The 21,097-nt window shown below is 29.4% G+C and carries 15 protein-coding genes; 11 read left to right on the top strand and 4 right to left on the bottom strand.

Annotation, left to right across the window (positions count from 1 at the left end):
* Positions 1–18: 18 nt before the first annotated feature.
* From L1S49_RS16115 to L1S49_RS16105, 3 genes are all read right to left on the bottom strand, one after another.
* Positions 19–1,368: a CCA tRNA nucleotidyltransferase gene (locus L1S49_RS16115; RefSeq protein WP_238906367.1), complete on the bottom strand. Its 1,350-nt coding sequence runs from the start codon at positions 1,366–1,368 to the stop codon at positions 19–21.
* An 87-nt stretch (positions 1,369–1,455) separates the two neighbouring features.
* The gene (locus L1S49_RS16110) at positions 1,456–2,670 is read right to left on the bottom strand and encodes an FAD-dependent oxidoreductase (protein ID WP_238906359.1); all 1,215 of its coding nucleotides are present in this window, start codon (positions 2,668–2,670) and stop codon (positions 1,456–1,458) included.
* Between the two features lie 350 nt (positions 2,671–3,020).
* Entirely contained in the window at positions 3,021–4,199 is a 1,179-nt protein-coding gene (locus tag L1S49_RS16105) for a L,D-transpeptidase (protein WP_238906357.1), read from the bottom strand.
* Positions 4,200–4,343: 144 nt separating this feature from the next.
* Between L1S49_RS16105 and L1S49_RS16100 the strand changes: the two genes are divergently transcribed.
* From L1S49_RS16100 to L1S49_RS16050, 11 genes are all read left to right on the top strand, one after another.
* Positions 4,344–5,117 carry a DUF1189 domain-containing protein gene (locus L1S49_RS16100; protein ID WP_238906355.1) on the top strand — a complete coding sequence of 258 codons (774 nt, stop codon included), beginning with the start codon at positions 4,344–4,346 and terminating at the stop codon, positions 5,115–5,117.
* 53 nt (positions 5,118–5,170) lie between these two features.
* Positions 5,171–5,977: a DUF1189 domain-containing protein gene (locus L1S49_RS16095; RefSeq protein WP_238906353.1), complete on the top strand. Its 807-nt coding sequence runs from the start codon at positions 5,171–5,173 to the stop codon at positions 5,975–5,977.
* Positions 5,978–5,992: 15 nt separating this feature from the next.
* Positions 5,993–7,213, top strand: coding sequence for a peptidase T (gene pepT / locus L1S49_RS16090; RefSeq protein ID WP_238906351.1), 1,221 nt, complete (start codon positions 5,993–5,995; stop codon positions 7,211–7,213).
* A 364-nt stretch (positions 7,214–7,577) separates the two neighbouring features.
* A complete protein-coding gene (locus L1S49_RS16085; RefSeq protein WP_238906349.1) occupies positions 7,578–8,597 on the top strand; it encodes a LacI family DNA-binding transcriptional regulator in 1,020 nt (339 codons plus the stop codon).
* Between the two features lie 71 nt (positions 8,598–8,668).
* Positions 8,669–9,985 (top strand): ABC transporter substrate-binding protein, encoded by a 1,317-nt coding sequence (locus tag L1S49_RS16080; RefSeq protein ID WP_238906347.1) that lies wholly within the window; start codon positions 8,669–8,671, stop codon positions 9,983–9,985.
* A 58-nt stretch (positions 9,986–10,043) separates the two neighbouring features.
* A complete protein-coding gene (locus L1S49_RS16075; protein WP_238906340.1) occupies positions 10,044–10,961 on the top strand; it encodes a sugar ABC transporter permease in 918 nt (305 codons plus the stop codon).
* Positions 10,961–11,785 (top strand): carbohydrate ABC transporter permease, encoded by an 825-nt coding sequence (locus tag L1S49_RS16070; RefSeq protein WP_238906338.1) that lies wholly within the window; start codon positions 10,961–10,963, stop codon positions 11,783–11,785. The genes L1S49_RS16075 and L1S49_RS16070 overlap by 1 nt, the downstream gene beginning before the upstream one ends.
* 12 nt (positions 11,786–11,797) lie before the next feature.
* Entirely contained in the window at positions 11,798–13,276 is a 1,479-nt protein-coding gene (malQ, locus tag L1S49_RS16065; protein WP_238906336.1) for a 4-alpha-glucanotransferase, read from the top strand.
* A gap of 4 nt (positions 13,277–13,280) precedes the next feature.
* Positions 13,281–15,644: a glycogen/starch/alpha-glucan phosphorylase gene (locus tag L1S49_RS16060; RefSeq protein ID WP_238906334.1), complete on the top strand. Its 2,364-nt coding sequence runs from the start codon at positions 13,281–13,283 to the stop codon at positions 15,642–15,644.
* Positions 15,645–15,742: 98 nt separating this feature from the next.
* Positions 15,743–16,948 carry an exonuclease SbcCD subunit D gene (locus L1S49_RS16055; protein ID WP_238906332.1) on the top strand — a complete coding sequence of 402 codons (1,206 nt, stop codon included), beginning with the start codon at positions 15,743–15,745 and terminating at the stop codon, positions 16,946–16,948.
* Positions 16,949–20,086, top strand: coding sequence for an AAA family ATPase (locus L1S49_RS16050; RefSeq protein ID WP_238906330.1), 3,138 nt, complete (start codon positions 16,949–16,951; stop codon positions 20,084–20,086).
* A 28-nt stretch (positions 20,087–20,114) separates the two neighbouring features.
* Here L1S49_RS16050 and L1S49_RS23425 read toward each other — a convergent pair whose 3' ends face one another.
* Positions 20,115–21,050 (bottom strand): helix-turn-helix domain-containing protein, encoded by a 936-nt coding sequence (locus tag L1S49_RS23425; protein ID WP_238906328.1) that lies wholly within the window; start codon positions 21,048–21,050, stop codon positions 20,115–20,117.
* Positions 21,051–21,097 lie beyond the last annotated feature (47 nt).

Raw genomic sequence — 21,097 nt, 5'->3', positions numbered from 1 at the left:
TTAGGAGTAAAATTACTCCTAAGGGTTTGTTTTATCATTTATATAATCTCTAGCTAAAACTAATAAATCAGTTTCATTGTTTAAGTTAGGTTCATCTATAACTTTGTTCATAAGATAATCAATTATTTCTCCAACTATTTTTCCAGGCTTTATATTTAAGGATTTCATTAATATGTTTCCATTTATATTTAAAGAAGATTTATCCAAAGGTTCATCTGCTTCTAAAATTTCTTTTGTTTTTTCTTTAGTAGACTCCAAAGCTTCTAAAGCTATAAATGGAGGTGCAGAAGATAAGATGTCTGCTTTTTGTAATTCATATAAATCAAATATAAGATCTTTTCCTACTCGATTAATTAACCTTTTAATAGCCGCGGATTTGGGTTTAAAAAGTATACTCATATGTTCTCTAACAAGGGTAGAAACCTTGACTATAGTATCATTATCAAAGGATAGGCCTTTTAGTATATTTTTAGATAAATCTTTTCCTACCTTTTGATGTTCATAAAAATGTCCTATACCATCTTCTCCTATAAAAAAGCATTGTGGTTTAGCTATATCATGAAAAAGGGCAGCTAATCTTAAGGTTAAATTATTAGGAACTTTTTCTACAACAGAAAGAGTGTGCTCAAATATATCTTTATCATGATAAGGCGTTTTTTGGTCAAAACCAACAGCCTTTTGAAGCTCAGGAAGTATATATTTAAGTATACCTGTAGAGTTTAAAAGTCTAAATCCCTTAGCAGGATTAGGTGAAGTTAGGATTTTACAAAGTTCATCTCGTATTCTTTCAGAGCTTATATTTAAAATAAGAGAACTATTTTTTTCTATAGCTTTTAGTGTTTTTAATTCTATATTAAAGTTAAGCTGACAGGAAAAACGTATAGCTCTAAGCATTCTTAAAGCATCTTCATTAAAGCGCTTATCAGCATCACCTACAGCTTTAATAAGTTTTGAGGATAAGTCCTCTGTGCCATTAAAAAAGTCCTGTAGACCATCTTTATTGTTATAAGCTAAAGCATTTATCGTAAAGTCTCTTCTAGATAGATCATCTTTAAGTGAAGAAACAAACTGAACATCTTCAGGTCTTCGATTATCTTTATAATCACCATCAATTCTATAGGTTGTAACTTCGTATGGAGTATCATTAATTAAAACAGTTACTGTTCCGTGTTTTAAACCAGTAGGTATTGTTTTTGAAAATGATGACATTACCTGCTCAGGTAGAGCATTAGTTGTTATATCATAGTCCTTAGGTTTTGTATCTAAAAGAATATCTCTAACACATCCTCCAACTAAAAAAGCTTCATAATTATTTTTAGTTAATGTATCTATAACATATTGAACATCTTTAGGATAAAAAATAACCATATAAATCACCTCAATTAATTTTACTACAAAAATAAAAACATTAAATAAAAAAAGGAGCTATTGCACTAATTTCTTAGTGCGATAGCTCTAGATGGTATTTCTACTAAATTCAAATAAGTCCAAGTGGGAGGCATTCTGATTAAGATAGAGATCTAATAGCATCTTTGCTCCAAAGGTTGAATATAAAATTCCATTAGAACCGTAGCCTAAGCAAAAATAGTGATTTGGAAAGTCTTGATTTTCTCCTATTATAGGAAGACTATCATTTGTATCATCAAATACACCATTAAATTGGAATTCAATCTTAAAATCTTTAGGAGAACAGAGCAAATCTCTTAATCTCTTTTCTAGTATTAGATATTTTTTAGAATTTAATTCATCATTATATTCTAAATTATCTATGTCCTCTCCGCCTATTAATATCCTACCATCTACAGTTGGTCTAAGGTATGTATAAGGATCACTCATATCTCTAACTATAGAGTTTTTATACCAAACCTCTTCGTTTTCATTTAGAAATTTTGTTGTACTAATAGTAAAACTTCTAGTTAATTTTTGATTAGGTATATGATAATCTTCTATAGCCTCGTAACCAGTAGCAATAATAACTTTTTTTGCATTTATTTTGGCTTTAGGGGTATTTACTAAAACACCTGTATAAAGAGCTTTTATATTATCTACAGGAGTATGTTCAAAAACTCTAGCCCCATTATCAAAAGCATTTCTTATTAAAGCATTTATTAATTTGTAAGGATCAACTATTCCAGAACCTTCGTGAGAAAGTATTCCTGAATAAATTGGGAAAGGAAAATAATCTCTAGAATTATTGAAGTCTATATATTGAACATCAAATCCAGCAGATTTTCTAAGATTATATTCATTTCTTAATGCCTGTGAATGTGCAGGTTTATTAGTATAAAGTAAAGAGGGAACAGCTTTAAAGTCACAATCAATATTTAATTCATTTATTATATCTTTTAGATCATTAAAAGCTTGAAGGGTTTCAGCAAAAGCCTCAAAAGCTTTTTCTTTTCCTAACTGACTACTTAAACCTGAAATGTTTGAATCAATTTCATATTGAAGAATAGAGGTAGAACAAGAACTACTGCTGTAACCAAGAATATTTGATTCAAGTAGAACAGTTTTTATACCTGCCTTAGCAAAGTAATAACAACATAAAGCTCCAGATATTCCTCCACCAACAATAACAACATCACAATCAATATTTTCATTTAAACTTGGATAATGATAACTTATTGGATTTACACTGGTCCAAATTGGATTATCACCTATGGTTTTCATATAATCAACTCCTATCATTAAAACTTATCTATATATTAGTTACCATAAGATAGAGGGTTTATGCTAAAGTATCTAAGTAAGTTATTCAAAAAAATGTAGAAGTCTATTTAATTGTTTTTAAACAAGTATTAGTTAAGCATTTACCTAAGATAATTTATATTATGAATGTACAATTGTACAGATGTACAGGTGTAAGATTTTACAATTGTACGATTGTACGATTGTACAGAAAAAGTAAGTGTACAGTTGTACAATTGTATAGAAATTCCTAAAGATATTTAAAAAAGCATATTTTAAAACGCAAATATAAAAAGAAACTAAAAAAGGGCTCAATATATTGAGCCACCTTTTTAGTTAATTATTACCTTAGTTCCCTTTTTAGCATTTTCATATAGCCATTTAGCATTAGCAACATCAAGCCTTATACAGCCATGGGAGGCTGCTTTACCTAAGGTTGTATCTACTATAGTTTTTTTATCTTCAGCGAATGGCAGTGAGTGAAATAAATAGTCTCCCTTAAACTGTACCCAATACTTACCACCCTGCTGATATTTTTCAGAGAAAAACCATTCACCCTTTTCTAAAACTTCAAATATACCAGAAGGAGTATCCTTTCCAGATATACCTGTAGAGGAAGAAAAGGTTTTGTCTAACTTCCAAGAATTTTTAGATCCCTTATAAACATAAGTTTTTTGAGTATTTTTATTAACATATATAAGCATTGATGTTGAACTACTTAGATTTAAGGTATTGATATTACTTGAACTTATTACAGGTAAAGATGCTGATGCAGCCACAGTAGAAGAATTTTTACCTGTTGAGGCAAGATAATTCTTTTTATCGCTTTCATAAGATGCTAGTAAATCCTCTATTTCTTTATCCTGAGATATGTATTCACCTAAGTTGTTATTAATTAAATCAATGGCCTTAGTATAATATTTATCTTCAGCTAATTCTTTACTTTTATCTATTATTGATACTTTATAATTATTAAAAGCTTCTTTTTTATATTCTAATGCTGATTTATAGTTGGAATCAAAAAGAGATACTTTAGAGAAACTATCAATAGCTTCCTTGTATTTCTCATTATTTAAGCTAGCGATTCCATTTTTTAAATTATCTTCGGACTCTTTAATAGTTGGTAAAGAGGTTTTGAATGATTGTATATCTTCATTAAAAAAACCGTAACTTTCTACCTCTTTAACTAAAAATAAAGCTTCATTTTCACCGAGTTCCTTATTGTCATAGGATGATACTACATCATCAAAAAACTGCCTTAAAAATTTCTGTAAATCCCTATTTATTAATAGAGCTTTAACTGGATTATATTTTTGCTGATTAATGATTATATTATTAGCAGAACTATATTGACCATTATTAAATTGAGATCTAAAGGCACTAATTAAGTAGTTATATGAAATAACTGAAGCTACTATAAGGGAGGTAGCCAAGGTAACTAAGGTTAGATATATAAATATAAAACCTTTATTATCCTTTATTAAAGTCTTAAGTGATGATTTTTTACGCATAAGCAGAACCTCCTAATAAAGAATTCTTTAAAAAGTATTACCAAAAATTCTATTAATAATCATTTTATAGCAAATATAGTTATTAATTTTAATATTGGGCAAAATGGTAATAATATAAAAAAAGAATTAAGATTAGGTGAAAATATGAAAAAAATAAATTTTGTTAAAGCGTTTTTTATAAGTATTTTTAAGCCAGGAGAATATTATAATTTAATAAAGGAAAGTCTCGTAAGAGCTTTTATATACATGATATCTATAACTGTTATCACTGGACTTATTAGCTTTACGACACCAGCTAGAGACTATTTAGATTTTATTAATCTTATAGAAGATGAGGTTGGAAATGGTTTTCCTGAGTTTACATTATACAATGGTATTTTAGATGTAAAAGAAAAGGAACCAATAATAATAAAAAAGGCTAAAAAACCTACTATAATAATAGATACTTCAGGAGAAACAACAGAAAGTAAACTGGATGAATATGATAAATGTATTTTAATTTTGAAAGATAAGCTTTTTTATAAAAAAAGTAATATTAATATAGATCAAGCAACTTATGATTTTTTTAAGTGGATTAATTTAGATAAAGAAAAAACACAAGAACTTTTACCTAAGTTAAAAATGGGAGCTTATTTAATTGAATTTGTAACCCCAGTTTTGATGATAGTTTTAAATTTATTTTCAGCATTTATAATATCTTTGGCTGGAGTAATTATTAATGCTTTATTAAGATGGCCGCTAAAATATAGAAATATTTATAAAATGAGTTTATACTCTATTACAACAGGTATAATTTTAGGAGCTATTTTGAGGTTTTTAAATATATCTTTATTATTTACAAATTATATTTATTTGATCATTGGAATTATATATGTTTTTATAGCATTTAAAGGAGTGGTAATTAATATAGAAGATTGATTTAAAGTATAGTATAATAGAAATGATATGGAAATTTAAGGGGGAAACTTTTTATGAAGAAAATGAATGTAGCAGAGAAGTTTATAAAAAGTATTATAGATATAAAAAGTTATTTGGTCTTTTTGAAAGAAAGAACAAGTAAGGCTATAATATATATTTTGTTATTGTCTATAATACTTGGTGGCATTAAAGGATTTAATGTATCTAGAAATATTCAAAAGGCAATAAATGAAACTAAAAATTACCTAACTGAAAATGAAGACACTTTTAAATTAGAAAATGGGGAATTAACCGTTGGGGAAAATCCTATACTTATAAAAGAAGAAGGTGTATTGGTATTGGTTGATACTAGCTATACATATGATTCTTTTGGACAAAAAAATCTATCTGATCTTAATCTAGAAAAATATATAAATTCAGTTTTGATTTTTAAAGATAGAGTTATAATCAACAATAATGGGCAACAAACTGTTCAGAATTTTTCAGATATAACAACTAATATATATCCTAGAGATATAATCAATATATTAAATGCTGCTAGTATAGTATGGATTTTTGTATTGCTTATTTATACAATAGGTGGGTTTATAGGAAACCTACTATGGGCATTAATTATAGCATTAGTTGGAACTGTAGTTAGTTATATTGTTAAGGTGAAAATTAAGTTTAAAGGACTATATAGAATATCCTTATATTCTATTACATTGCCAGTAATAATAGATACTATATTTGTATCTGCAAATGTAAGAGTACCTATGTTTAGCCTTATATTTTTAGCGGTTTCTATGGTTTATATATACCTAGCGTTAAAGCTTATAAAGAAAGAAGTTACAGAAGAGGAATTGTTTATAATAGGTTAAAAAGGAGTATAAATTATGAAAAAGGTTCAAGATAGATTTTTAGAATATGTAAAAATTAATACAACAGCTGATGAAAGTACAGGCACAACTCCAAGTTTTGAAGGTGAATTTGATTTAGCTAAGATTTTAGTTCAAGAATTAAATGATTTAGGGCTTAAGAATGTGGAGATGTGTGAGCATGGATATGTTTATGCAACTTTAGAGGGAAATATAAATAAAAAAGTTCCAGTTATAGGTTTCATAGCTCATATGGATACATCTCCAGATATGACAGGCAAAAATGTAAATCCTCAAATAGTAGAGTATGAAGGCGGAGATATAGTATTAAATGAGGAAAATAATGTGATACTATCTCCAAAAGAATTTCCAGAGTTAAAACTTTATGAAGGAAAAACACTTATAACTACAGATGGAACTACTCTTTTAGGTGCTGATGACAAGGCGGGAATTGCAGAAATCATGACAGCTGTAGAATACTTAATTGAACACCCAGAAATTAAGCACGGGGAAATAAGAATAGCATTTACTCCTGATGAAGAAATAGGAGAAGGAACTAAATTCTTTGATGTTGAAAAATTTGGAGCTAAGTATGCTTACACAATGGATGGCGGAAGAATAGGTGAGCTTGAGTATGAAAACTTTAATGCTGCAAGTGCAAAGGTTATAGTTAAAGGAAGAAATGTTCATCCAGGATATGCTTTTAATAAAATGATAAATTCTATGACTGTAGCAATGGAATATGCGGACCTTCTTCCTAAACATCAAGTTCCAGAAAAAACAGAAGGTTATGATGGATTCTATCATTTAGTTGGAATAGATGGTAGTGTTGAAGAATCAACTTTATCCTATATAATAAGAGACTTCTCACTTGAAGTATATAAGTCAAGGCTTGAGATAATGAAAGAGAAGCAAGCTGTTATAAATAGTAAATATGGAATGGATTTAGTGAAAGTAGAAATAACAGAGAGCTATAGAAATATGAAAGAAAAAATAGATCCTGTTATGTACGTAGTAGATCATGCTAAAAAGGCTATGGAAAGAGCTAGAGTAGAAGTAGATATAAGACCTATAAGAGGTGGCACAGATGGTGCTAGACTTTCATTTATGGGAATACCTACACCAAATATATTTGCTGGTGGAGAGAACTTCCACGGTAAGTATGAATATGTGCCTATAGAATCTATGGAAAAGGCCGTAGAGGTTATTATAAATTTAGCTCAAATATATTGTGAATAAGAGTATAAGAGTGTTGTTTAAAAGCAATGCTCTTATTTTTTATAAAGTTTAAAAGTTGAAGGTTCTGGATTAGGTTTGGCTATAGTAAAGAGTATAATAGGCCTGCATCAAGGGGAGGTCTTTATCAAGTATAATGAAGAAAAAATGATTTTTGAAATTCATATAAGTATATTTTATGATTAAGAGCTATAAAAAATAGCTCTTTTTTCAAAAGAAAATAATTAAAAATTTCTCAAAATTATATTGATAAACCTTTACATAGATGCTATAATTTTATTATAGTTTCGGAAACGGTTCCGAATAGTTCTGGAATCGTTTCATGAAGGTTTTTGAATTTTTATAAAAATACGTTGGGGATGATTATATGGTTACTATAAAGGATATAGCAAAATTAGCTGGAGTAGGAGTTGGAACAGTTTCTAGAGTTTTAAATGATAATCCAGAGGTAAGAAGTGAAACAAGAGAAAAAGTATTGAAGGTTATTAAAGAGTGCAATTATATACCTAATAACAGCGCTAGAAATTTAAAGAGAAATAATACAAATAGTGTAGGTCTTTTGGTGAAAGGTATATTTAATCCCTTTTTCTCAGAAATAGTGAAAATTATCAGTGATAAGATTGATGAAAAGGGGTACAGTGTAATCCTCCATTATAATAATGATCCTTACATAAATGATTTAGAATTAGCTGTAGAACTAGCCAAAGAAAAGAAACTTGTAGGTATTATATGTTTAGGAGGAAATTTTAACGATTTTAATGAAGAAATACTAGATAACTTAAGAATACCTATGGTTTTAACTTCAGTATATATCGAAGATGTAAAATTTAAGGATAAGTTTTCTTCAATAGGTATCGAAAATAGTAAGGCTGCTTATAAGGCTGTAGATTATTTATGTAAATTAGGACATAAAAAAATAGGAATTATATCAACGGATAAAACTGATACAATTGTAGGACCATTAAGAATTAAAGGATATAGAAAGGCTATAAAAAATAATAGCTTAAATTTTGAAGATACATTAATATCTAAAAAAGGTCACTATGATTTCCAATCAGGCTATGATGCTATGAATGAATTATTAGATAATAATAAGGATATGACTGCAGTATTTGCTATATCGGATATTATGGCAATAGGAGCTATAAAAGCAGCTAGATCTAGAGGATATAGAGTTCCAGAAGATCTATCTGTAATGGGAATGGATGGAATAGATTATGGCAAATATTATGAACCAGCATTGACAACCATTTTACAGCCTGGATATGAAATGGGAGAAAAAAGCGTGGACCTATTATTTAATTTACTTAATAATAAGTCTGAACATAAACATATTAGTTTAGATACAACTCTTATTGAAAGGGAGTCTTGTAAGAACATAAAGTAATTAATGATTAAAAATCTGTCTACATTTTTGTAGATAGATTTTAATAAATAAAATTTCAGGGGGAAAGAAATATGAGAAGAAAAAAAATTTTTACTATTATCTCCACAGTTGTGCTTAGCTTAAGTGTTGCATTAACTGGTTGTTCAAAAGGAAATTCTAATTCTGCAAAACAAGTTCAAGTTGACATTTTTCAATTTAAGGTTGAAATACACGATGAGCTTCAAAATGCAGTAAACGATTATATGAAAGATCATCCAGACGTAAAAATTAATCTTAGTACAGTAGGCGGAGGCGATGACTATGGTGCAGCATTAAAAGCTAAATTTCAATCAGGTCAAGAGCCAGCTATATATAATGTGGGAGGCCCTCAGGACATAAAGGATTGGATAGGTAAACTTGAAGATTTAAGTGGAGAGGATTGGGTTAAAAATGCTGTTTCAGGAACACTTAATGGTGTAACTGTAGATGGAAAAGTATATGCAGCGCCTATGAGTGTTGAAGGATATGGACTTATATACAATAAGGAAATTTTTAAGGCTGCTGGAATCGATTCATCTAAGATAAATTCTTATAAAACTTTAGAGGAAGCAGTTAAAATTTTAGATGAAAAAATAAAATCAGGTGCTTTAAAATCTCAATTCCCTAATCTTGAAGCTGTATTTGAATTGCCAGCATCAGAAACCTGGGTAACTGGATTACACACATCAAATGCTGCATTATCACAAGAATTTACAAGTGATTTAGCTGCTTTTGAATCAAAAACTGTTGAATTTAAATATGGTGAAGGTTTTAAGAAATTAATAGACTTACAAGCTACTTACTCAAGTAATGGAACATCAAAAGGAAAATTAAACGCAGTAAAATACAGTAATCAAGTTGAAGAGGGCTTAGCTGTAGAAAGAGTTGCAATAGTTCAACAAGGTAACTGGATATATAATGCCGTTAATGGTGTAGATCCAAAAGTTGCTGAGAACTTAGACATATTGCCTATGTCAATAGAAGGCGGAAAAGAAGATACTATTCCAGTAGGAGTACCTATGTATTGGGCTGTAAACAGTGGAGCAGATGATAAGGTAAAAGAAGCAGCTAAAGACTTCTTAGAATGGTTATATACATCTGATAAAGGTAAAGACTATGTGGTAAATAAATTCTTCTTTATACCTGCATATAAAGGATTTGAAAATGTTAAACCACAAGATTCATTAGGAAAAGCAGTTGCTAAGTATTCAGAAGAAGGAAAAACAACACCTTGGGTATTTATGGGATATCCAACAGCTTGGGGAATGGATACTGTAGGAACAAATATTCAAAAGTATTTAGATGGACAATCAACTTGGGAAGATGCAATTAAGGATTCACAAGCAAAGTGGCAAGAAAGTAGAAAATAAGATATGAAAACGGGGGAAACTTCTCCCCCGTAAAAATATACTTGGGGGGAGAAATATAATGATAATGTATAAGAATAGTAAAAATGTACAAACTAAAAAGTCACTCTCAAAAGGGCTAAAGGATAAACTATGGTTTTGGCTGTTTATCGGACCAGCAATATTAGCATTTTCTATCGTTGTATTAATACCTATGATTTTTGGTATATACATATCTTTCACGTCTTGGAATGGTATAGGAGATCCAAGTTGGGTTGGACTAGCAAATTATATAGATTTGTTTAAGAATAATCCGGATTTCTTTCAATCCTTTTGGTTTACAGCTAAGTTTGCTATAGTATCAATAATTTCTATAAATGTAATTGGGTTTACTTTGGCTATGTTAGTTACAAGGGGGCTTAAAGTATCTAATGTATTAAGAAGTATATTCTTTTTACCTAATTTAATAGGAGGTCTTATACTAGGCTTTGTATGGCAATTCATATTTACTAAAGGCTTTGATGCCATAGGAAACTTAACCGGTATAAACTTTTTTGAGGGGTGGTTATCTAATCAATCTACAGGCTTTTTAGGATTAGCTATTCTTATGTCATGGCAAATGTCAGGATATATGATGGTTATTTATATATCAGCTCTTCAAAATATTCCAGATGATGTAATAGAAGCTTCATTAATAGATGGCGCAAGTGCATTCCAAAGATTAAAGAACATAATATTACCATTAGTAATGCCAGGATTTACAGTAGGTGTATTTCTAACCCTATCAAATTCGTTTAAACTATATGATCAAAACCTATCTCTTACAGGAGGAGGACCTTTCAAATCAACAGAAATGTTAGCTATGAATATATACAATACAGCTTTTAAGTTTAATGAGTTTGGATTAGCTCAAGCAAAAGCAATAATATTTTTAATAACAGTTGCAGCAATATCTTTAACTCAAATGTATTTTAGTAAGAAGAAGGAGGTAGAGATGTAATGAAAAGTAAAAGAAGAACCAATTTTATTGTGGGATTAATAAGTATAGTATTAGGAATAATCTTTATATCTCCATTTTATATTGTGATAGTTAATTCTTTTAAAACTCAGAAGGGTATATTCAGTAATGTTATGGGTTTACCTGAAGAAAATTTTACTTTAGAGAATTATTCTGGTGCCTTTACAAAATTAGATTTTTTTAATTCTTTTAAAAATTCTTTGATTATTACAGTGGCTTCAGTTGTGGTAATAATTATATTTACATCAATGGCTGCTTGGATATTAGTTAGAACTAAGAGTAAAATAAGTACAATTATATTTCTTACCTTTTCAGCTGCAATGCTTATACCATTCCAGTCAGTAATGTTACCTCTTGTAAATATAGGAGGAAAACTTCATCTATTAAATAGGCCAGGATTAGTATTTATGTATCTAGGATTTGGAGCGCCACTTTCAATTGTCCTATATCATGGATTTATTAAAAGCATACCAAAAGAAATTGAAGAATCTGCACTTATAGATGGATGTAATAAATTTCAAAGCTTTTGGCTTATAGTATTTCCACTATTAAAACCAATAACAGTAACAGTAGCTATATTGAATTCTATGTGGATATGGAATGATTTCCTATTACCTCAATTAGTAATTAATAGGCCAGAGTGGCAGACTATTCCTCTTAAGATGTTCTACTTCTTTGGACAATTCTCTAAGAGATGGGATTTAGCTTTAGCAGGATTAATTATCGCAATGATACCAATAGTAATATTCTACTTTATAATGCAAAAACATATTATAAAAGGAGTAATGCATGGATCAATAAAATAAGGAGTGAGTCAGGTGAAAAGAAGCAGCGGGATAATAATGCATATTACATCTCTTCCTAATAAATATGGAATAGGAACTTTCGGAAAAGAAGCTTTTGATTTTGTAGATTTTCTTAAGAGAGCTGGTCAAAAGTATTGGCAGCTACTTCCTTTAGGGCCTACGAGTTTTGGAGATTCTCCCTATCAATCATTTTCAGCTTTTGCAGGTAATCCATACTTTATAGACTTAGATATACTAGTTAAAGATGGAATACTAGAGAAAGGAGATTTTAAAGATATTGATTTGGGTGAAAATGAAGATGAGGTAAATTACTATAAAATATTTAAGAATAAAATGGAGGTCTTAAAAAAGGCCTACAGTAACAATAAGAATAGAGATAGGAAATTTATAGAGGAATTCAAGTCAGAAAATAAAGTATGGTTAGAAGATTATAGTTTATTTATGGCTCTTAAAAATAAGTTTGACTTAAAGTCTTGGCAAAAGTGGCCAGAGGATATTAAGTTAAGAGAAAAAGAGGCTATGAACAAATACTCTAAAGAATTAGAAGATGAAGTTAACTACTGGGTATTTCTTCAATATCATTTTTATAAGCAGTGGAATGCATTGAAAGGATATGCCAATGGTTTAGGGATAAATATTATTGGAGATATACCTATATATGTATCAGAAGATAGTGCAGATGCATGGGCTTTTAGTGAAATATTTATGCTTGATGATAAGAAGATACCTATAAGGGTAGCTGGATGTCCTCCAGATTCTTTTTCTAGGACAGGACAATTGTGGGGAAATCCACTATATGATTGGGATTACCTAGATGAAACTAATTATAGCTGGTGGGTAAATAGGATAAGAGAAAACTTAAAGTTATACGATGTTATAAGAATAGATCATTTTAGAGGTTTTGAGTCCTACTGGTCAATTCCTTATGAAGAGGATACTGCTATAAATGGCAAGTGGGTAAAGGGACCAGGAAATAAGTTATTTAAGGCAATTAAGGATGCATTAGGAAATATAAACATAATAGCAGAGGATTTGGGGTATTTAACCCAAGAAGTAATAGACTTTAGAGAAGAAACAGGATTTCCTGGAATGAAAGTTTTACAATTTGCTTTTGATACCAGAGAAGAAAGTGATTATCTTCCTCATAACTACAATAAAAACTGCGTTGTTTATACAGGTACTCATGATAATGATACCTTTATGGGATGGTTTGAAAACAGCGGGAATAAGGAAGATGTTTCTCATGCAGTTAAATACTTAAAGTTAAATAAAGATGAAGGCTATAACTGGGGATTTATTAGAGGAGCTTGGAGTTCAGTAGGGGCTCTAGCCATAGCACCTATTCAAGACTTTTTAGGTTTAGGAAGTGAAGCTAGAATAAATACACCATCTACCTTAGGAGCGAATTGGAAATGGAGAGCAAAAGCAGAACAGCTTACAGGAGAACTGGCAGATAAAATAAATGAAATTACAAGCTTATATGGGAGGTAAGAAAATGATATTTCATAAGGAACATTTTAAAGATGCAGTACTTAGAAATTTAAAAATGAGCTATGGAAAAACTATAGAAGACGCTAAGGAATATCAGATATTTAATTCAGTTTCTAAGGCTTTGATGGAAGAAATAATAGATGACTGGGATAAAACTACTAAGTTATATGATGAAGGAAGAAAAGCTTATTATTTATCAGCAGAGTATTTAATGGGAAGAGCATTAGGAAATAATCTGATAAGTTTAGGAATCAGAAAAGAAGTTAAAGAAGTATTAAGGGAATTTAATATAGATTTAAACAGAATAGAGGAAATTGAAGAGGATGCAGGCTTAGGAAATGGAGGCCTTGGAAGACTTGCAGCCTGCTTTATAGATTCAGCAGCCACCATGAATATACCTTTAGTCGGCTATGGAATAAGATATTCTCATGGGCTATTTAAACAAAAATTTATGGATGGTTTTCAAGAAGAAGAAGCAGATAATTGGCTTAAGTATGGGGATCCTTGGTCTGTAAGAAAAGAAGATGAGCAGGTAATAGTTGAATTTAAAGATATGAAAGTAAGAGCTATACCTTACGATACTCCTATAATAGCTTATGGATCTAAAAATATAAATACATTGAGATTATGGGCAGCTGAACCTATAAATGATTTTGATTTTAACCTTTTTAACGATCAAAAATATGTAGAGGCATTGGAAGAAAAGAATACTGCAGAAGATATTTCAAGAGTACTTTATCCTAATGATTCTACAGATTCCGGAAAAATGCTAAGAATAAAACAACAGTATTTTATGTGTTCATCATCTTTAAAGGATATAATAAGAAAATATAAAGTAAGGTATGGATATAATTTTTCTAAATTTCATATAGTAAATTCCATACAGCTAAATGATACTCATCCTGTTTTAGCAATACCAGAATTAATAAGAATTTTAGTGGATGAAGAGGGAATTAATTTTAGAGAAGCATTAAAAATTGCTCAGAAAACTTTTGCCTACACAAACCACACCATACTTGCAGAAGCTTTAGAAAAGTGGAATAACGAGTATTTAGAGGATTTAATACCAAGGGTATTAGAAATAATTAAGCTTATAGATAAAGAGTTTAGAAAAGAGCTTAAAAAGAAGTTATATGATAAAGAAGAGATTGAAGAATTAGCTATAATAAGTAAAGAAGTTACTAGGATGGCCAATTTAGCTATATATTGTGGTTATTCTATAAATGGAGTTGCAGAGCTTCATACAGAAATATTAAAGAATCAAGAACTGAAAGATTGGTATAAATTATATCCAGAGAAGTTCAATAATAAAACTAATGGTATAACACCAAGAAGATGGATAAGATATGCCAATGAAGAGCTATCTTCATTGATAACTGAATTATTAGGAAGTGAAGAATGGGTTTTAGATTTAAGTAAACTTAAGGAATTAGAAAAATTTAGAGATGATGAGAAGGTTTTAAATAGATTCATTGAAATTAAGAAAAATAAAAAGAAGGATTTAGCAGAATATATTAAAAAAGTTGAGGGAATAGATATTAATCCAGATTCTTTATTCGATATTCAAATTAAAAGACTGCATGAATACAAGAGACAATTGCTTAATGCATTCTATATATTAGATCATTATTTTACACTTAAAGAAAACTTAGATGTAGATTTTGTACCAAGAACATTTATATTTGGAGCAAAAGCTTTCCCAGGATATATAAGAGCTAAAGGAATAGTTAAATTCATAAATGAGATAGCTAAATTAGTTAATAACGACAAAGATGTAAATAATAAAATGAAGGTTATTTTTGTTACTAATTACAGAGTTTCATATGCTGAAAAGCTATTTCCAGCAGCAGATTTATCACAACAGATTTCTACAGCAGGAAAAGAAGCTTCAGGAACAGGAAACATGAAGTTCATGGTAAACGGAAGTCCAACTTTAGGAACCTATGATGGAGCCAATGTAGAAATAGTAAGAGAAGCGGGTGAAGAAAATAACTTTATATTTGGATTAAGAGTAGAAGATATAGAAGAGCTAAGAGAGGATTATAGTCCAGAAGAATATTATGAAACGGTTCCGGGGCTTAAGAGAGTTGTTGATACGTTAATTGATGGAACATTTAGTGATGGTAGAAAGGGATATTTTAAAGATATATACGATTCTTTACTAGAAGAAGATTATTATTTATTGTTTGCAGATTTTGAGAACTATAGAGAAGCGCAAATGAAAGTAGATAAATCATATAAAAATAAATTAGAATGGGCTAAAAAATGCTGGCTAAATATTTGTAATTCAGGAGTATTTAGCTCAGACAGAACTATTCTTCAATACGCAGATGAAATATGGAAAGTTAATAAAAAGACTAATAAATAATATAAGAGCAAATAGAATTCTAGTCAGTAGATTAGGATTCTATTTTTATGATTTTTTATGATAAAATAGAAACATGAATATCTAGAGGAGGAATTTTTATGAAATTTATTCATACTGCTGATTGGCATATAGGTAAAATAGTAAATGAGTTTAGCATGTTAGAAGATCAGGCTTTTATACTAAGTGAATTTGTAAATTTAGTAGAAGAAGAAAGGCCTGATGCTGTAATAATAGCAGGAGATTTATATGATAGATCAGTTCCTCCAGCTGATGGGGTAGATCTTCTAGATAAAGTATTAAGCAAAATAGTTTTAGATTTAAAAATACCTGTTTTAGCTGTAGCAGGAAATCATGATAGTCCGGAGAGATTATCTTTTGGAAGTTCTCTTTTGAAAAATAGCGGGCTTCATATAGAGGGAGTTTTAAATAAAAATATAACTAAGGTTTCGTTAAAAGATAAAGATGAAATAACAGTAAATTTTTACTTGGTGCCTTATACAGAACCAGCTTATGTGAGAGAACTTTATGGAGATGAAAATATAAAAACTCATGAAGAAGCATATAAGAAGGTTATAGAAGATATTTATAAGAACTTTGATAGAAGTGAAAGAAACGTATTAATAACTCACGGTTATGTGAGTTACATAAAAGATAATAAAACTAGCGTAAATGAAGATGGGCAGGAAGAGAGAGCTGGTTTAATTACTTCAGCATCTGAAAGACCGCTTTCTATAGGAGGAACTGATTTAATATCAGCAGAGATTTTCAGTGAATTTGATTATGTTGCTTTAGGGCATCTACATAGACCTCAAAAAGTTGGATCAGATAAAATAAGATATTCAGGTTCTCTTTTAAAGTATTCTACCTCTGAAGCAAAGCAAAAGAAATCTATTACCATAGTAAATATAGATAAATCTGGTGAGTTAAATATTGAACTAAAAGAGTTAAGAACCCTTAGGGATTTAAGAATAATAAAAGGGCCTTTAAATGAACTGATATGTAAGGACGTATATAAAGAAACCAATACAGATGATTATGTATTTGCAATATTAGCGGATGAGGGAGAGCTTTTAGATCCAATATCCAAGTTAAGAGCGGTATACCCTAATATAATGGGTTTAAGCAGAGAGTCTTTTATAAATTCTGAATATAATAAAACATCTGCGGAAGAAGGATATAAGAATAAATCTAAAGAAGAGCTCTTTAGTGAGTTTTATAAGATTCTTACGGGAAAGGAACTTGATGAGAGCAGGATGGAAGTTTTAAGAAGGGTAATAGAAGAAGTTCAAAGGGAGATAATATAAATGAGACCACTTAAATTAGTTATGAGTGCATTTGGACCTTATGCAAAGGAAGAGGTACTAGATTTCACTAATCTTAAGGAGAAGAATTTATTTCTAATAACTGGACCCACTGGAGCAGGAAAAACTACTATATTTGATGCTTTAAGTGTAGCGTTATATGGAGAAGCTTCTGGCAGCAGCAGGGATAAAGATAGTTTAAGAAGTGATTTTGCAGAGGATGTGATATCTACTTATGTGGAGCTTTCATTTTCATTAAATGGGAAAGAGTATAAAATAAAAAGATATCCTCAGCAGCTTAAAAAGAAAGCTAGAGGAGAAGGATATATCCAAAAAAGTGCAGAAGCTGAACTAATGCTTCCAGGAGGAAAGCTATTAACTGGAGTTAAATCTGTAGATGAAAAAGTATCTGAAATTTTAGGTATAACAAGCCAGCAATTTAAACAAATAGTAATGCTTCCACAGGGAGAATTTAGAAGGCTTTTAGAAGCTGAAAGCTTAGAAAGAGAAAAAATATTTAGAAAGATTTTTGGTACTGAGGCATTTTTGTATGTTCAAAAAAACTTGGAAGAAAAAGAGAGAGAATTATATAAAAATATATCTAAGATATCTGAAGAGAGAGACGTCTACATAAAAAATATAGATGCTGGGGAAGAGGAACTCTTATTTTCTTTAAAGGAAGCCAAGGATAAGAAAATAGATGAAATAATAGATTTAACAAAAGTAAAATTATATAAGGATGAAGATATAAGGAAGAATTTAAAGACAAAATTAGACTGTATAAGAGAACAGCAGGAAGACTTACAAAAGCAATTAACAAAGGCTGTAGATATAAATAGAAGATTAAAATATAAAGAAGAACTTAAGGAAGCTTTAAATAAGGAGCTATTAAAAGAAGAATATATTAAGAAAAAAATTGAAGAAGTACAACTAACTAAAAAGGCGTTAGAGATAATTCCTACAGAAGAAAATTTAAGAATTAAAGAAGAGAATAGAATAAAGAAAGAGAGAGAATTTCTTCAGGAGAAGAAAAATTTTGAAATAAATTCTAAAAAGCTAGAAGAGGCTAAAGTAGTTCTAGATAAAGAAATTAATGCTGAATACATGAGAAAAAAGTTTACAGAAGATATATCGATACTCAAAGGATTCCAGCCTAAGGTAATTGAATATGAAAATAAAAAAGTAAATCTAGAAAAACTCTTAGTTAAAGGTAAAAATTTAGAAGAAGAAAGAAATAAAAATCGAGAGAAGATTTTTAAAATAAAAAATGAGCTAGAATATTTAGAAGTATTCTTAAATGATATTCAAAAAAAAGAACTATTAAAGGTTAAAAGAGAACAGGATTTAAACAAGGTAACCGATAACATAAATAGTCTTTTAGAGCTTTATGATAAATGTAATAAACACTTTATTAAATATAAAGAGCATGAAAAGGAAGTACTAGAATTTAATATCTTGAATAACAAGTTTAAGATACTTAATACAGAATATATTGAGACTTATGAGAGATTCATAAAAGGGCAGGCTGGATTATTAGCAGAAGAACTTGAAGATAATAATCCCTGTCCAGTATGCGGTTCCCTTGAACATCCTAAAAAAGCTGTGAAATTGAAAGAAACACCTACAGCTGAAGAGGTAGAGCAAAAAAAGCTGGAAGCTTATAATGCTGAAAAAGCCTGTACTGAAAAAGCAAATAATATTGCTTCAATAAAAGCATCTATAGAGGAACTAAAAAATATATATGAAGATACCTATAATAAGATTTCACATATTTTAAGTAATTCTTTAGGAAATTTGAAAGTTCAAGAAAAACTGATTTTGATAAAAGAAAAAGGTGGAGAATTAAGAAATATACAAAAGAATATAGAAAAAGAAATTGAAGAAATAGAGAAGGTAATAGAAAAGAAAGAAGAATCTAAGGCAAGAAAAGAAAAGTTAAATTTAGAACTTAAAAATAATGAGATGCAGAAAGAATTGCTAGAAAAAGAGTTTACAGAACTATATGGAAGAACAAAATCAGAGCAGGAACTGCTTTTAAGCGTAGAAAAAGAAATACCAGATAATAAAAGAAGTCTAAATTTATTAAATAGTGAAATAAAAAAATGTGAAAGTGATTTAAGGGCTATGGAAGAAGCCTATAAGATTGCTGAAGAAAGATTTAGGGAAATAAGCTCTATAAAAGCTTTAAGTGAAGGAAACTTAAAGGTAAAAGAGGAAAATCTAAAAGAAAGCATTAAAGAAGTTAAAGATTATGAAGAGAAGTTTAAAGAACTAATTACTTCCTATGGTTTTAAAGATTATTATGAATATGCTTCTTTAAAAAGAACTAAAGAATATATAGAAGCTATGGAAAATTCCATAAATGAATATAAAGATAAGGTAAAATCCTTAAAGGACAGAATAGAAGAAGTTGAAAAAGAAACTTTAAATATGGATAAGGTAAATGAAGAAAAAATTCTAGAAGAAATAAAATCTTGGAAGGAAAAAGAAGAGGAAGTAAATAAAGAAGATAATAAATTATTTGCAAGAATAGATAATAACCAAAAACAATTAAAAAAGATAAATAAGCTAACTTTAAGTATAGCTAAGGGGGAGGAAGAGTATAAGGTTGTTGCTGAGTTATCAAAGCTTGCAAAGGGTGATAACAGTGAAAAATTAAGCTTTGAAAGATATGTGTTAGCAGCCTATTTTAATGAAATAATACAAGCTGCTAACATAAGGCTTATGAAAATGACTGGAAGAAGATTTCTTCTAAAAAGAAAAGAGGAAAGAGTAAAGGGAAATAAACAGTCTGGATTAGAGTTAGAGGTTTTTGATAATTATACAGGTAAGGCAAGACATGTAAAGACATTATCAGGAGGAGAAAGCTTTAAGGCCTCATTGGCACTTGCTTTAGGATTAGCAGATGTAATTCAAAGTTATACTGGAGGAATAAGAGTAGATACTATGTTTATAGATGAAGGTTTTGGAAGTTTAGATCAAGAATCTTTAGATAATGCTATAAACTGCTTAATTGATCTCCAAAAAGGAGGAAGATTAGTTGGTATAATATCTCATGTATCAGAACTAAAAGAGAGGATAGATGCGAGATTAGAAGTAACTCCAGCTAAAGAAGGAAGTCATATAAGATTTAACATATAGTAAAAGGTAGCTATACCCAAAAGTATAGCTACCTTAAGCTTTTCCATATAAAATATAAGCTGGAGAAGGTAAGGGCGTCTTTAAAATTTCTTAAATCTAAATTAATATCATTTTTTATTTTATCTAATCTATAAATTAAGGTATTTCTATGAACATATAAGGCTTTAGAAGTATTGCTTATATTTAAGTCCATATCTAAAAATGTATCAATAGTTTGAATAGTAGCACCATCTAAAGAATCAAAAAAATCTTTATACTTATCAAGAAGTTTATACTTAATTTCGGGACTTATATTATCCATAATATTTTCAAAGATTATACTATTATAAGTTAAGATATTTTTTCTAAGATTAAGTTTCTCACAAAGTCTCATAAGATCTATAAGGTTATTTACTATTTTAGGTATATCAGAATTTAAGGTAAGCTCTTCGTAACAAATTATAGATTTTTTTATAGTTAATTCAGAAAGAGTCTCTAGTATGCTTTCACAATGAGAGTGAACATCAACAAAATCACCTAAAATCATAGGGTAGTTATTCCACTTACAATAATGATAGTCTTTGCTACCATAGGAAGCTTTTAGTATATCTATAACCTTATCTAGTGAAAGGGAAGTTTTTATTATCATAATTGAAGGAGAGTTCATCTTTTTTATGATGTCTTTGTAAGTATAAAGTGGATGGGGGTTATTCTCTAGTATGCTGACTAATATATTATCAACAGTGAGAGATAGTTGATTAAGTTTATCTTCCAGTAAATATCTTATTAAAGGAATACTATTATAATATTCCTTATCTATTTCAATGTATAAGAGCTCTTCATTATATTCTATAGAAAAATATTCAGAGGATTTAGGAACTATATTTTTAGACTTAATTAAGGTCTCACCTTTAGAGTCAGTAACTTCAATAATGAAAGGGAATTTGTCCATCAGATCTTTTAATAAACTTTTTAAATGGTTCACCAAATAGTCCTCCTTTAAGTGTTTATATTATTATTGTAATTATTTTC

Origin of the sequence: Clostridium sp. YIM B02506, assembly GCF_022324845.1 — a bacterium.
GTDB lineage: Bacteria > Bacillota > Clostridia > Clostridiales > Clostridiaceae > Clostridium_T > Clostridium_T intestinale.
Note: the sequence above shows the minus strand (reverse complement) of the source record. Positions and strands in the feature narration are given on the sequence as shown.

Bases quoted from the DNA above. Each gene is read 5' to 3' on its own strand.
- L1S49_RS16115 (WP_238906367.1), bottom strand. From the start codon at position 1,368: ATGGTTATTTTTTATCCTAAAGATGTTCAATATGTTATAGATACATTA.
- L1S49_RS16110 (WP_238906359.1), bottom strand. From the start codon at position 2,670: ATGAAAACCATAGGTGATAATCCAATTTGGACCAGTGTAAATCCAATA.
- L1S49_RS16105 (WP_238906357.1), bottom strand. From the start codon at position 4,199: ATGCGTAAAAAATCATCACTTAAGACTTTAATAAAGGATAATAAAGGT.
- L1S49_RS16100 (WP_238906355.1), top strand. From the start codon at position 4,344: ATGAAAAAAATAAATTTTGTTAAAGCGTTTTTTATAAGTATTTTTAAG.
- L1S49_RS16095 (WP_238906353.1), top strand. From the start codon at position 5,171: ATGAAGAAAATGAATGTAGCAGAGAAGTTTATAAAAAGTATTATAGAT.
- pepT (WP_238906351.1), top strand. From the start codon at position 5,993: ATGAAAAAGGTTCAAGATAGATTTTTAGAATATGTAAAAATTAATACA.
- L1S49_RS16085 (WP_238906349.1), top strand. From the start codon at position 7,578: ATGGTTACTATAAAGGATATAGCAAAATTAGCTGGAGTAGGAGTTGGA.
- L1S49_RS16080 (WP_238906347.1), top strand. From the start codon at position 8,669: ATGAGAAGAAAAAAAATTTTTACTATTATCTCCACAGTTGTGCTTAGC.
- L1S49_RS16075 (WP_238906340.1), top strand. From the start codon at position 10,044: ATGATAATGTATAAGAATAGTAAAAATGTACAAACTAAAAAGTCACTC.
- L1S49_RS16070 (WP_238906338.1), top strand. From the start codon at position 10,961: ATGAAAAGTAAAAGAAGAACCAATTTTATTGTGGGATTAATAAGTATA.
- L1S49_RS16060 (WP_238906334.1), top strand. From the start codon at position 13,281: ATGATATTTCATAAGGAACATTTTAAAGATGCAGTACTTAGAAATTTA.
- L1S49_RS16055 (WP_238906332.1), top strand. From the start codon at position 15,743: ATGAAATTTATTCATACTGCTGATTGGCATATAGGTAAAATAGTAAAT.
- L1S49_RS16050 (WP_238906330.1), top strand. From the start codon at position 16,949: ATGAGACCACTTAAATTAGTTATGAGTGCATTTGGACCTTATGCAAAG.